Source organism: Flavobacterium humidisoli (genome assembly GCF_023272795.1).
GTDB lineage: Bacteria > Bacteroidota > Bacteroidia > Flavobacteriales > Flavobacteriaceae > Flavobacterium > Flavobacterium humidisoli.
Map to the genome: position 1 here is coordinate 2,196,751 of NZ_CP096829.1, position 13,928 is coordinate 2,210,678.

Below are 13,928 nucleotides of genomic sequence, written 5' to 3' on the forward strand. Positions count from 1 at the left end.
TTTAATTAAAGCAAACTTTCGTCAACTAAATTTGGTAAAGTCACTTTTAATAAAGGCTCAACTTCCATGGCTCTTTTTATGGCAAAAACAGCACCTTCATTTCGAGCCCAGCTTCTTCTTGAAATTCCGTTGTTAACATCCCAGAAAAGCATTGATGCTAAACGTTTTGAAGCTTCTGTAGAACCATCAAGAACCATACCAAATCCGCCGTTTATAACCTCTCCCCAGCCAACTCCGCCGCCATTATGTATAGAAACCCAAGTTGCTCCTCTAAAGCTGTCTCCAATTACGTTATGAATTGCCATATCGGCCGTAAAACGTGAGCCGTCGTAGATGTTGGAAGTTTCTCTATAAGGAGAATCAGTTCCAGAAACATCATGATGATCGCGTCCTAAAACAACGGCGCCAATTTTACCTTTTGCAATTGCTTGATTAAAAGCTTCTGCAATCTTGATTCGGCCCTCAGCATCAGCATAAAGAATACGAGCTTGAGAACCTACAACCAATTTATTTTCTTGTGCGCCTTTAATCCATTTAATGTTATCCTGCATTTGCTGCTGAATTTCATTTGGAGCGGTTTTAGCCATTTTTTCTAAAACTTCGCAAGCAATTGCATCTGTTTTTAATAAATCTTCTGGTTTTCCAGAAGTACAAACCCAACGGAAAGGACCGAATCCGTAATCAAAACACATTGGTCCCATAATATCCTGAACGTAACTAGGATATTTAAAATCAATATTATTTTCGGCCATTACATCAGCTCCGGCACGAGAAGCCTCTAATAAAAAGGCATTTCCGTAATCAAAAAAGTAAGTTCCTTTTGCAGTATGTTTATTGATAGCTGCGGCATGACGACGTAATGTTTCCTGAACTTTTTCTTTGAATAATTCTGGATTATTTGCCATTAAATCATTTGCTTCTTCAAACGAAATTCCAACGGGGTAATAACCTCCAGCCCACGGATTATGAAGCGAAGTCTGGTCTGAACCTAAATCGATCTTGATATTCTCCTGATCGAAACGTTCCCAAACGTCAACCACATTTCCTAAATAAGCAATAGAAACCGTTTCTTTATTGGCTTTCGCCAAAGCGACTCTCGCAACCAATTCGTCTGTTGAAGTTACCACTTCATTAATCCATCCTTGTTCGTGACGAATTTTAGTAATCTTCGGATTTACCTCAGCACAAACTGTAATACAGCCTGCTATATTTCCTGCTTTTGGCTGTGCGCCCGACATTCCGCCAAGACCAGAAGTCACAAATAAACTTCCTTCAGGATTTTGTTTTATTTTTCTGAAACCGTTCAAGACCGTAATTGTAGTTCCGTGTACAATTCCCTGTGGGCCAATGTACATATAACTTCCCGCTGTCATTTGTCCATATTGCGAAACGCCAAGAGCATTCATTTTCTCCCAATCGTCAGGTTTAGAATAATTTGGAATCACCATTCCGTTGGTAACGACAACTCTTGGGGCTTCTTTATGAGAAGGAAATAATCCCATTGGGTGTCCGGAATACATTGTTAAAGTCTGCTCGTCTGTCATTTCAGACAAATATTGCATTGTCAATAAATATTGCGCCCAGTTTTGAAAAACAGCTCCATTTCCACCATACGTAATTAATTCATGCGGATGTTGTGCAACAGCATAATCCAAGTTATTCTGAATCATGTGCATAATGGCTTTTGCCTGCAATGATTTCCCAGGATATTCATCAATTGGCCTTGCATACATTTTATAATCTGGACGAAGGCGGTACATATAAATACGTCCATATTTTTCTAATTCTTCTGAAAATTCAGGAATTAAGTCGGCGTGATGTTTTGGATCGAAATAACGCAAAGCATTTTTCAGCGCCAACTTTTTTTCTTCTGCCGAAAGAATTTCTTTTCTCTTCGGAGCATGATTTATAGCTGGATCGTAAGCCTGCTTTGATGGTAATATAGAAGGTATTCCTTGTTGTATTTGTTCTTTAAAAGTCATTTTTTTTTAGAGATGCTAAGTTGCTAAGGTTCTAAGACGCTAAGATATTGTGGTTAGATTAACAACAGATTAATTTTTGTTTTTTTAAATTATGCGCCCCGCTGGGGCTTAAATGTGACTGACAGTTAATTGGTTCTATAAATATTTAGCTCCTCTGGTGCTGATAAAATACAGCCTTGGAAAGGCGAAATATTAGCCGACGAAATTGGAATTTAAAATTTGGAATTTATTTTAATTGCCTCATTTTCAAATTGTCACATTTTCTAATTAAAAAGAACTAAGGATAACGGATATCCGACCTATGATACGATTTGTAAATCGTAATCTTAAACTTTCTTGAACGAATATCCATGTAAATATTTTAGATTGTTGAGTTTAGATTTTAGATTGCTGAATTATTTAATTATCAAATTGCCACATTTTCTAATTAAGAATAAACCTCTTCATTTACACAAAACGGCATTTTTTTATCTTCAAAAAGTGCAATTATATTTTGTGCCGCGCAAATTGCCATTGCGTTTCTAGCTTCATAAGTTGCAGACCCAATATGTGGTAAAATGCAACAATTAGGAAGTGATAATAACGGATTGTCTGATTTCATTGGTTCTGGATTGGTAACATCAAGTCCTGCGCCCCAGATTATATTATTCGTTAAAGCCTCAAACAAATCTTTTTCATTTTGAAATTTTCCTCTTGCAGTGTTGATGAAAATAGCGTTAGATTTCATTTTGGCAAAAGCATTTTTATTGAAAATTTCGTTGTTTTCTTCTGTATAATTGGAATGAACACTTAAAACATCACTTTGTGAAAGTAACGTTTCAAAATCTACATATTTCGCATCCAATTCTTTTTCGGCCGTTTCATTATGAGAACGATTGTGGTAAATAATGTTCATTCCGAATGCGGCTTTACATTTTTTAGCCATTTCAAAACCAATTCTTCCCAAACCGAAAATTCCCAGCGTTTTACCGTAAAGTTCTTGACCTAAATTAGCCAAAGGGTCAAAACTTCCCCAATCATCATTTAAAATTCTTTTATGATTGAAAAATGACTTTCTCGCAACACTCTGCATCAATAAAAAGGCAACATCCGATGTAGCTCTGCTTAAAACATCGGGAGTATTTCCAACAGGAATTTTTCTGCTATTCGCCGATGGAATATGGACAGAATCAAATCCGACAGAAAACAGAGCGATTCCTTTTAAATGAGGACATTGCTGAAAAAAATCTTCGTCTAAATTGTTTGTTCCAACATTCAGCAGCGCATCATGTTCTTGACAGATTTTTATAAACTTTTCTCTTGACGATACATTTTCTGTTGGATTTATTGTAGAGCTAATGCCTTTGTCTTGAAGCAATTTAATGCCAACTTCGGGTATATTTTTATTTATAAAAACCTTCATCTTGTGGTATTCTAATTTTTATTTATTCTTCCTGTTTTTTTATCATATCCGTATGGACAGTGTCGACAACCGCTTTTGCAACAATAACCACGTTTTAAATGATGTTTTTCAGTAAAGCATTTGTAACCTTCGGGCGTATAGTAAAAATCTTCACCTTCGATTAATTTATTTTCATTACTTTGCTCTTTCATAAATCAGCTTCGCGTTCTTTTTCCGATAAACTAAAATCAAAAATATAAATATTTGATTATGATTTTATTGAAATCGAACAATTTTATAGCTACAAATTTATAAATTTTACAGCCAATGTTTCTGATTGTTGCTAAATATTTAATTCCGAAAGGATATCGAGGAATGGCTTTATTTCCTTTCGTTTTAGTTAAATATGATTTTGATAAAACAAACGGGGCTTTCGTAAATCACGAAAAAATACATTTGAGGCAACAGCTAGAAATGCTAGTTCTGCCATTCTTTATTTGGTATGTTTTGGAATTTTTAATCCGTTTAATTCAATACAAAAACAAAGATCTAGCCTATCGAAATATTAGTTTTGAAAGAGAAGCTTACACAAAAGAAACCGACTTAAATTATCTGAAAAAGAGATCTTTTTTTCAGTTTCTACATTACATTAAATTAAAATGAATCCAGTTTTCAATCAATCCATCAATATTCAATTTCCGAATGATATTTCGTTGACTATAAAGCGTGAAGATTTAATTCATCCTTTTGTTTCGGGGAATAAATTTAGAAAACTAAAATACAATTTACTTCAGGCGAAAGCCGAAAATAAAACCACTTTACTGACTTTTGGCGGAGCATTTTCCAATCATATTGCAGCAGTGGCTTATGCGGGAAAGGAACAAGGGTTTAAAACTATCGGAATAATTCGAGGAGACGAACTTTTTGATAAAATTGAAGAAAACCCAACCTTGAAATTTGCTCAAGAAAACGGAATGCAATTTGAATTTGTTTCAAGAGAAGCGTATCGTTTAAAAAGTGAAATTTCATTTCTAGAAAAGCTGAAGGATAGGTTTGGCGATTTTTATTTAGTTCCAGAAGGCGGAACAAACGAATTGGCAGTAAAAGGCTGCGAAGAGATTTTGAGAGAAGAAGATTCTGTTTTTAATTACGTTTGCTGTGCAGTTGGAACTGGTGGCACGATTTCGGGATTAATTAATAGTTCGTTGCAAAATCAGAAAATTTTGGGCTTTCCAGCGTTAAAAGGTGACTTTTTAACCGATGAAATTCGTATTTTTGCAAAAAAAGATAACTGGAATTTAATTTCTGACTATCATTTTGGAGGTTACGGCAAGATAAATTTAGAATTAATTGAATTTATCAATTCTTTTTTTGAAGAAACCCAAGTGCCCTTAGATCCAATTTATACAGGAAAGATGGTTTTTGGCGTTATAGATTTAATCAGTAAAAATTATTTTCCTGCACATTCAAAAATTCTAGTTATTCACACAGGCGGATTACAGGGAATTGAAGGAATGAATATAAAGTTGAAGCAGAAGAAATTACCAATACTAAAAACCAATGATTAAAAAAATTGTATTACTTCTCGTAATATTAGCTTTAGCAAGTTGCTCTTCTAGTAAACCTGCTATCGCGACGACTAAAAAAGCGGCAGCAGTTCAAACTCGAACGGCAGCTACAAAAAGAAGTACCCCTGTTAAGCCAATCGGTAAAAATTATCCTTCTACAAATAATACAACTGAGGTTATTCAATCTACTTCCAAAACAGTTGTTACCAGCGATTTGATTAATAATTATGTGTTGCTATACAAAGATATTGCAATGGGAAACATGAAAACGTACGGAATTCCGGCGAGTATTATTCTGGCGCAAGGAATTTTGGAATCTGGTGCAGGAAGAGGAGATTTGGCTGTAGATGCTAATAATCATTTTGGTATAAAATGTCATAATGATTGGTTAGGAGAAAGTGTTCGACACGATGATGATTCGGCTCAGGAATGTTTTAGAAAATATCCTCAGGCATCAGAATCCTATAGAGATCACGCTTTATTTTTGGTTGGGAAAAAACGATATGCTACCTTATTTACTTACGAAAAAGACGATTATAAATCTTGGGCAAAAGGATTAAGAGCAGCAGGTTATGCAACCGATCCTAAATATCCAGACAAGCTAATTAGTTATATCGAACGTTACAATCTACATCAATATGATTGTCAGGTTACAGGAAGAAACTATGTGCCAATTAATACTTCGGCTCCAACAAAAAAAACATCTTATGATGTCGCATCTGATCCAAAGATCAATATGAATGCGTATGATCCAAATTCATACGAAGTTCAAAAAGGAGATACATTGTATTCCATTTCAAAGAAATTCAATTTATTAGTTGACGATTTGAAAAGGAAAAATAACCTGACTGATAATGCTATTTCAATTGGCCAGAGGTTAAAGGTGAAATAAGTTTTGAGTCTCAGTCGCTCCCGATAGCTATCGGGATCAGTCTTGAAAATCAATCTAAAAATCAAAAATAAGTTTTCAGAAAATCTAAAATCTGAACTCTAAAATCTAAAATAAAAAATGTTATATAAAAGAAGTAGTCAGCTTTTTGCTGAAGCAGAAAAAGTAATTCCAGGAGGAGTGAATTCACCAGTAAGAGCATTTAAAGCCGTTGGTGGAACTCCGATTTTTGTAAAAAGTGCTAAAGGTGCTTATTTGTATGATGAAGACGGAAATAAATTAATAGATTATATTAACTCTTGGGGACCAATGGTTTTAGGTCACGCTTATCAGCCAGTTGTTGATGCTGTTATTGAAAAAGCAAAACTAGGAACTTCATTTGGTATGCCTACAGAATTGGAAACTGAAATTGCGGCTTTGGCTGTTTCTATGGTTCCTAATATTGACAAAATTCGTTTTGTAAATTCTGGTACAGAAGCTTGTATGAGCGCAATTCGTTTGGCTCGAGGATTTACAAAAAGAGATAAAATTGTAAAATTCGCAGGTTGTTACCACGGACATTCAGATTCATTTTTGATTCAGGCAGGAAGTGGAGCCGTAACTTTTGGTTCGCCAAATAGCCCTGGAGTTACAGAAGGAACTGCAAAAGATACTTTGTTAGCCAAATACAATGATTTAGACAATGTAAAAACTTTAATCGAAGCAAATAAAGGAGAAATCGCTGCGATTATTATCGAAGCAGTTGCAGGAAATATGGGATGTATTCCGCCTCAAGAAGGATTCTTGCAAGGTTTAAGAGATTTGTGTACTGCAAACGGAATCTTATTGATTTTTGATGAAGTAATGACAGGTTTCCGTTTGGCTCGCGGTGGTGTCCAGGAATTATATGGTATCGATGCTGATATCGTGACTTTCGGAAAAGTTATCGGTGGTGGATTGCCAGTTGGAGCTTTTGCGGCACGAGAAGAAATCATGAATTATTTAGCGCCTCTTGGGCCAGTTTACCAAGCGGGAACATTATCTGGAAATCCGTTAGCGATGGCGGCAGGATTGGCGATGCTAAAAGCACTTGATTCTGATAGAGAAGTTTTTACTCGTTTAGAAGAAAAAACAGCTTATTTAGAAGCAGGAATTGATAGAGTTTTAAAAGCAAATAATATTGTGTTTACAATCAATAGGGTAGGTTCTATGATCTCGGTTCACTTTGATGCTAATCCAGTTACCGATTTCCAAACTGCTGCAAAAGGAGATAACGAAACGTTTAAGAAATTCTTCCACGGATTATTGCAAGAAGGAGTTTATATCGCGCCATCTGCATACGAAACGTGGTTTATTACAGATGCATTAACTTACGAAGATTTAGATTTTACAATCAATGCGATTGATAAAGTATCAAAAACATTTTAGATAACAAAAAAGAGGCTTTTAAAGCCTCTTTTTTTTGCATCAAGTTAGATTTTATCTTTTTTGTGCTCTTTCATTTTATCCCTCATTTTGTCTTTTTTCTCTTCTTGGAGGGCTTTCCATTTTGTGTATTGATCGGCTTTTAAGATCGATTTCATTTTAGCATCATTTGCTGCGATTTCGTCTTCCATTTGTTTTTTGAAAGCGGCTTTTTCTTCAGCAGTTGGCTTTGTGTTGCTATCTTTTTTTTCTTTTCTAGCTTCTCTAAATTTTTCGGCTTTTGCACTTCTTTCCGCCAGTAATTGTTTTACTTGTGCCTGCTGGCTTGCATCCAAACTTAATTCACTTGTCAATTTTTGCAATTGCTTTTCATTACGCTGTTCAGGAGTTAATCTTTCTCTTTGTTCACGTTGAGGTTTTTGATCTGTGTCTTGCGCAAAACTTGCTATTCCAACAAATAACATAGCTGCGATAAATAATTTTTTCATATTCAAGTTTTTTAATTGTTTACAGATTAGACTTTATTAATTAAAACAGGTTTAATGACATTTTTGAAATTGTGTTTTATTTAACAGATTGATAAGTTTTTGAAAGAATGAATTTAAATAAGATTATTATAACGCTAAATGTTTGATGGTTAGTGCTTTGCTTTGAATATTTTTTTTAACTTTAGTAAACTATTGCTTTTTTGTTGTTTAGGAAAAGCAATTTCCATGATTCCCATATTTCAGTAATAGATTTTCAAAACACAATTTAATACTTTATTCTATGGCAGATCTTTCCCAAGCCCACCGCATCCTTTTTTTAAATACTTTGGCATTTGCAATCTGTTTTGCATGCTGGACACTCAACGGAGTATTGGTCACGTTTTTAGTTGATAAAGAAATTTTTAACTGGAGTGTTGTACAGATCGGCTGGCTTTTAGGGATTCCTGTTCTTACAGGATCGATTATGAGATTGCCAATGGGAATTTTAACCGATAAGTTTGGAGGCAAAATTGTACATTCTGCTTTATTGATTTTAGCATCAATTCCATTGTTTCTTTTGCCATTTGCAACTTCTTTTACTGTTTTTGCCATCTTAAGTTTCTTATTCGGAATGGTCGGAACTAGTTTTGCTGTAGGCGTAGCTTCAACCTCTGTTTGGTATCCGAAAGAATGGCAGGGAAGAGCTTTAGGAATTTTCGGAATGGGAACTGCAGGAGCATCAATTACACCATTTCTCGCACCTTCACTATTAAGTGCATTTTCAGAGAGCGATCCCGAAAATGGTTGGAAATGGCTTCCTATTCTCTACGGTTCTGCTTTATTATTGATGGGAATTGTATTTCTGATTTTCGCTAAAAACAAAAAAAGCGAAGCACAGTCAAAAACGGTAAAACAATTATTGCAGCCCTTAAAGAGAGTGCGTGTTTGGCGTTTCGGAACTTATTATTTCTTAGTATTTGGTTCGTTTGTTACTTTCTCGCAATGGCTTTTGCCAAATTTTATGAATGTCTATCACACCACTTTAGTTTTAGGCGGAATCTTCACTTCTTGTTTTAGTTTGCCTGCGGGTGTCGTACGCGCCTTTGGAGGTTTTTTATCGGATAAATTCGGAGCTAGAAAAGTAATGTATTGGGTTTTGAGTTCTTCTGTGGTTTTAAGCTTTTTACTATTATTTCCGAAAATGGATATCACCACTTCTGGAAGCGGATTGTTATCCAGCAAAGCAGGAACAGTTACATCTGTAGCACCAGATAAAATAGTAATAGATGATAAAGAATATGCCATAGCCCAGAAAGACGAAAGTCAGCCGCATTCTAAATTTTTCCCTTCCAAAAAAACATGGCAGGAAGTGGTTGTAGAGCAAAATCAAAAAGTGCAAAAGAAGGATTTATTGGCAGAAGGAATTACACAAATTCATTTTGAGGCCAATATGTGGGTGTATTTAGTTTTGGTTATTCTAATAGGAATTTCGTGGGGAATTGGTTCTGCCGCAGTTTACAAACATATACCAGATTATTTCCCTAATGAAGTAGGTGTAATTGGCGGAATGGTAGGACTCTTAGGTGGTTTAGGCGGATTCTTCGGGCCAATTATTTTCGGCTATTTATTATCATTTACAGGATTTTGGACAAGTTCGTGGCTCTTTATTTTAGCATTATCGCTTACTTGTTTAATCTGGATGCATCGTGTAATTGTGAAAATGACAAAAGAAAAACTGCCTGAAATGGCTAAAGATATTGATCGAAAATAACCTGTCATGAAAGAAAAAACATTTAATACAAAAGCTTTATTAATTGCAACGGCAGCTTCGGTTTTTATGGTTGTATTGGTTTTCTATGGATCAAGAAAACTGCAAAATTTTGATGCGGCTTTAGTTACCTATCTCTTCGGAACTCTGTTTGCATTTTTCGGAGTCGTGTATCGCTATACGGTTTGGCTCCAGCGCCCGCCAACTTGGATGTATTTTAAACGCGGAATTCATTTTCTCTTTACAGGAAAAGTATTTTCGCATTTGTGGTTTTTAGGAAAAGAATCAGTTCAGAATATTGCTTTTCAGAAGTTCATTTATCCAAGAGGAAAATACAGATGGCTGGCTCATTTCTGTATTGCAATTGGCTGTTTTTCTGCTTTTGCTATTACTTTTCCGCTGACATTTGGATGGATCCATTTTACTTTGGCACCCAATTCTATTTCAGTTTACGAAGCTCATTTTTTTGGCTTTAAAGTAATGGATTTTAGACTTGATTCGATCATGGCATTTTTGACTTTCCACGCCTTAAATTGGTCTTCTTATTTGGTTATTCTCGGCTCACTATATTATTTAAGACGCCGTTTGACTAATCCAGGATTAATAGCTACTCAGACTTTTGAAGGCGATTTGCTGCCACTTCTTTTATTAATTGCCATTTCGGTTACAGGTTTATGCCTCACTTATTCATACCAATTTATGAAAGGATTCGCGTATGATTTTCTCGCAGTAATTCATGCCGTAACAGTTATTATGTTTTTGATATGGATTCCGTTTGGAAAGTTCTTCCATATTATTCAGCGACCAGCTCAAATAGGTGCGCATATTTACAAAAAGGAAGGAATGGAAAAAGGAATGGCAATTTGTAAAGAAACAGGAAAACCATTTACGGCACAACTTCATATAGATGATTTAAAAATAGTAACCAAACAGTTAGGGTTTGATTTTAGTGATGACGAAGGAAATTCGCATTTGGATTTAAGTCCCGAAGGAAAAAGAGACCGTTTGGCGAAAGCACATTTAAAAGCAAGACTTGAGGGCGGTAATTTATTTGGATGATTATAAATGTTTCAGGTTTCAAATTTCAGGTTTCACGTATGTGTAGAAACTTGAAACTTGAAACGAAAAAATAACAAAAACACATGGCAAAACTACCTGTATCAACTGAAAAAATAATTGAAGCATTTGGCCCGCATCTGAATTATACGCCAAAGGAAGGATATTCGGGGCGTGATGAACCAGATAAAACGGTAAAAACACATTGCTGTTTCTGCGGTATGCAATGTGGTATTCAATTATCTGTAAAAGACAATAAAGTAGTAGGTTTTGAACCTTGGATGGAATTTCCGTTTAATGAAGGACGTTTGTGCCCAAAAGGTGTGCAGCGATACATGCAAAACAATCATCCAGATCGTTTATTGCATCCAATAAAAAGAGTTGAAGGCAAAGGCTTTGAGCAGACCTCTTGGGATGAAGCGATGGACAAAACTGTTTCTGAAATCAAAAGAATTCAGGAAAAATATGGGAAACATGCTTTTTCAATGCTTTCTGGAGTTTCCCTCACCAACGAAAAAAGTTATCTGGTTGGGAAATTTGCTAGAGTAGCCTTAAAAACAAGAAACTTAGATTATAATGGCCGACTTTGCATGGTAAGTGCTGGTGCAGGGAATAAAAAAGCATTTGGTTTAGATCGCGCCTCAAACAATTATTCTGATTTAGAATATGCAGAAGTTATTATAGTTGCTGGAGCCAATATTAGTGAAACGTTTCCCACTTTAACCCATTGGATTTGGAAAGCCAGAGATCGCGGTGCAAAATTGATTGTAGTAGATCCGCGTGTTATTCCGTTAGCGAGAACAGCCGATATTCATTTGGATGTAAGACCAGGAACCGATTCGGCTTTGTATGGAGCAATGTTGAAATATCTCGTAGATAACGACATGTTGGATCACGATTTTATTGATAATTACACATCAGGATTTCAGGAAACGATTGATGCTGTCAAAGAGTATACTTTGGAATGGGCCGAAGAAATTACGGGAATTTCTAAAGAAAAAATTAAAGAAGCAGCCGAGTTATGGGGAAAGGCAAAAACAAGCTTTTTATTGCATGCGAGAGGAATCGAACATCACTCAAAAGGTGTGGATAATGTTTTGGGATGCATTAATCTGGTTTTAGCAACAGGAAGAATTGGAAGGCCCTATTGTGGTTACGGAACCATTACCGGACAAGGAAATGGTCAGGGCGGAAGAGAGCACGGTCATAAATGCGATCAGTTGCCTGGAAACCGTGATATCGAAAATATGGATCATCGAAAATACATTGCCGATGTCTGGAAAATAAAAGAAGAAGATATGCCTCATAAAGGCATTACAGCTTATGAAATTATTGAAGCGATTCATAGCGGTGAAATAAAAGGATTGATTTCGATTTGTTTTAATCCGTTAGTATCTCTTCCAAACAATAATTATGTACGTTCTGCTCTTGAAAAACTGGAATTTTATGTTGCAATAGATTTCTTCCTAAATGAAACAGCGCGCCATGCCGATATCGTTTTAGCAGGTTCATTGCAGGAAGAAGAGGAAGGAACAACAACTTCAGCTGAAGGGCGTGTTATCCGAATTCGTCAAGCCGTAACACCTCCGGGAGATGCCAGAACAGATACTTCGATATTATTAGAATTGGCAAAAAGGCTGGGTGAAGAAGAACGATTTACATACGCAGACAGCGAAGCGATCTTTAATGAACTGCGTGTCGCTTCAAAAGGAGGAACAGCCGACTATAACGGAATTACTTATAAAAAAGTCGAGGATAATATGGGCGTTTTCTGGCCATGTCCAACTGAAGATCATCCTGGAACGCCAAGATTATGGGAAGATAAAAAGTTTGCAACTCCAGATGGAAAAGCACATTTTAATCCTGCTCCGTATAAATTGCCAGGCGAAATTACGGATGAAGAATATCCAATAATATTAACTACGGGAAGAGTTGTGTCTCAATATTTAAGCGGAACACAAACGAGAAGAATCGGAAAATTGGTAGATCAGTTTCCAGAACCATTGCTTGAAATTCATCCAGAAATGGCCGAGAAATATAATATTCAGCAAAGAGAATTGGTAAAAGTTTCCACACGAAGGGGCGAAGGAATTTTTCCAGCCAATATTGTAGAAACCATTCGAAAAGATACTGTTTTTGTACCGTATCATTGGCCAGGGAAAAAATCTGCCAATCAGTTAACGCCTGGAACTTTAGATCCTATTTCAAAAATACCAGAGTTCAAAGTTTGTGCTTGTAAGCTGGAACCTTTGGGAGAAATAGAAAATTCATCAGACAAATCAAATGCTTATGCAAGTGTTTAATCTATAAAAAGCAACAATTATGAATTTAACCAATTATAATAAAAACGAAGAGTTTTTTGTAGACTTACAAAGATGCATAGGCTGCAAAGCGTGCGAGATGGCTTGTTCTGAATGCGAAACGAATGGTCAGGAATCGATGATTCATGTTAATTATGTAGAACGTGCAGTTACAATTCAGACCACCGTTCAGGTTTGTATGCATTGTGAAGATCCAGTTTGTGCGAATGTTTGCCCAGCTGATGCGATTTCGCAAGATGAATTCGGAGTAGTTCATACCGCCAATACGGAACGCTGTATTGGATGTTCAAATTGCGTTATGGCTTGTCCGTTTGGAGTTCCGAAGAAAATGGAAGAATACGATTTAATGATGAAATGCAATATGTGCTATGATAGAACCAGCGTTGGTAAAAAACCAATGTGCGCTACAGTTTGCCCGAGCGGTGCATTATTTTATGGTACTCGTGCTCAGATCGAAGAAATGCGTCCGAATAGTACGCCTGTAAATTCATTTGTTTTTGGAAAAGAGCGTGTAAATACAAAAGTAAATATCATGATGCCGAAGGGAAGCAACGAATTACGAATATTCTAAATCTAAAATCCATGTCTAAAGAAGATAATTTAAAAGAAAATTGGAAAAAAGATTTTCCTTATAAAAAGCAGGAATCCACACAAGTTAGCCGACGTGATTTTGCTAAATTCCTTACGCTGGTTTCTGGTGGTTTAATGGTTGGTAGCGGATTGGTAGCGGCAAAAGCGTATTTACTTCCAGCTGATGAAGTGGTTGGCGAACATTTTGTATGCGATATAAAAGATATTCCGTTAGGCGGAACGAGAGGCTTTGTTATTGAAGGAAGTACAATTCCGTATATTTTAGTTCATTTGGAAAGTGGAATGTTTAGGGCTTTCGAACAAAAATGCACACACCTTTCGTGTGCCGTTTATTACAAACCTGGAACAGGAATTATTCATTGTCCTTGTCATGAAGGCTCTTTTGATGCTTTGACAGGAGATGTTATTGCTGGACCTCCGCCAAGAGCTTTGCCTCAGTTGGAAGTGGTTTTGAAAGGAGAAAAGATTTTTGTAAAAGCTTTTGAAAATAAAGCGAGTTAA

Annotated in this window: 13 protein-coding genes; 9 read left to right on the forward strand and 4 right to left on the reverse strand. The window is 36.0% G+C overall.

Annotated elements, in window-relative coordinates:
- Positions 1–5: 5 nt before the first annotated feature.
- The 3 genes from M0M44_RS09870 to M0M44_RS09880 form a co-directional block, all read right to left on the reverse strand.
- Positions 6–1,982, reverse strand: a complete 1,977-nt coding sequence (locus M0M44_RS09870; protein ID WP_248729598.1) for a urocanate hydratase — start codon at positions 1,980–1,982, stop codon at positions 6–8.
- A gap of 427 nt (positions 1,983–2,409) precedes the next feature.
- Positions 2,410–3,384, reverse strand: coding sequence for a 2-hydroxyacid dehydrogenase (locus M0M44_RS09875; RefSeq protein ID WP_248729599.1), 975 nt, complete (start codon positions 3,382–3,384; stop codon positions 2,410–2,412).
- Positions 3,385–3,395: 11 nt separating this feature from the next.
- Complete coding sequence (locus M0M44_RS09880) at positions 3,396–3,575, reverse strand: C1orf53 family protein (RefSeq protein WP_095928730.1); 180 nt, start codon at positions 3,573–3,575, stop codon at positions 3,396–3,398.
- 115 nt (positions 3,576–3,690) lie between these two features.
- Between M0M44_RS09880 and M0M44_RS09885 the strand changes: the two genes are divergently transcribed.
- The 4 genes from M0M44_RS09885 (at position 3,691) to hemL (ending at position 7,227) form a co-directional block, all read left to right on the forward strand.
- Positions 3,691–4,026 carry a hypothetical protein gene (locus M0M44_RS09885; protein WP_248729600.1) on the forward strand — a complete coding sequence of 112 codons (336 nt, stop codon included), beginning with the start codon at positions 3,691–3,693 and terminating at the stop codon, positions 4,024–4,026.
- Positions 4,023–4,931, forward strand: coding sequence for a 1-aminocyclopropane-1-carboxylate deaminase/D-cysteine desulfhydrase (locus M0M44_RS09890; protein WP_248729601.1), 909 nt, complete (start codon positions 4,023–4,025; stop codon positions 4,929–4,931). The genes M0M44_RS09885 and M0M44_RS09890 overlap by 4 nt, the downstream gene beginning before the upstream one ends.
- On the forward strand, positions 4,924–5,823 hold the full coding sequence (locus tag M0M44_RS09895; RefSeq protein ID WP_248729602.1) for a glucosaminidase domain-containing protein: 900 nt from the start codon (positions 4,924–4,926) through the stop codon (positions 5,821–5,823). Before M0M44_RS09890 ends, M0M44_RS09895 begins: the two co-directional genes overlap by 8 nt.
- Before the next feature lie 117 nt (positions 5,824–5,940).
- Positions 5,941–7,227, forward strand: a complete 1,287-nt coding sequence (gene hemL / locus M0M44_RS09900; protein WP_248729603.1) for a glutamate-1-semialdehyde 2,1-aminomutase — start codon at positions 5,941–5,943, stop codon at positions 7,225–7,227.
- Positions 7,228–7,271: 44 nt separating this feature from the next.
- Here hemL and M0M44_RS09905 read toward each other — a convergent pair whose 3' ends face one another.
- Complete coding sequence (locus M0M44_RS09905; protein ID WP_248729604.1) at positions 7,272–7,712, reverse strand: hypothetical protein; 441 nt, start codon at positions 7,710–7,712, stop codon at positions 7,272–7,274.
- A gap of 280 nt (positions 7,713–7,992) precedes the next feature.
- Here M0M44_RS09905 and M0M44_RS09910 point away from each other — a divergent pair, with 280 nt between their 5' ends.
- The 5 genes from M0M44_RS09910 to M0M44_RS09930 all read left to right on the forward strand — a co-directional run bounded on the left by M0M44_RS09910 (position 7,993) and on the right by M0M44_RS09930 (position 13,928).
- On the forward strand, positions 7,993–9,462 hold the full coding sequence (locus M0M44_RS09910) for an MFS transporter (RefSeq protein WP_248729605.1): 1,470 nt from the start codon (positions 7,993–7,995) through the stop codon (positions 9,460–9,462).
- A gap of 6 nt (positions 9,463–9,468) precedes the next feature.
- Positions 9,469–10,518, forward strand: coding sequence for an MFS transporter (locus tag M0M44_RS09915; RefSeq protein WP_248729606.1), 1,050 nt, complete (start codon positions 9,469–9,471; stop codon positions 10,516–10,518).
- An 83-nt stretch (positions 10,519–10,601) separates the two neighbouring features.
- Positions 10,602–12,818 (forward strand): molybdopterin oxidoreductase family protein, encoded by a 2,217-nt coding sequence (locus tag M0M44_RS09920; RefSeq protein ID WP_248729607.1) that lies wholly within the window; start codon positions 10,602–10,604, stop codon positions 12,816–12,818.
- A 19-nt stretch (positions 12,819–12,837) separates the two neighbouring features.
- Positions 12,838–13,407: a 4Fe-4S dicluster domain-containing protein gene (locus tag M0M44_RS09925; RefSeq protein WP_248729608.1), complete on the forward strand. Its 570-nt coding sequence runs from the start codon at positions 12,838–12,840 to the stop codon at positions 13,405–13,407.
- An 11-nt stretch (positions 13,408–13,418) separates the two neighbouring features.
- On the forward strand, positions 13,419–13,928 hold the full coding sequence (locus tag M0M44_RS09930; protein WP_248729609.1) for a QcrA and Rieske domain-containing protein: 510 nt from the start codon (positions 13,419–13,421) through the stop codon (positions 13,926–13,928).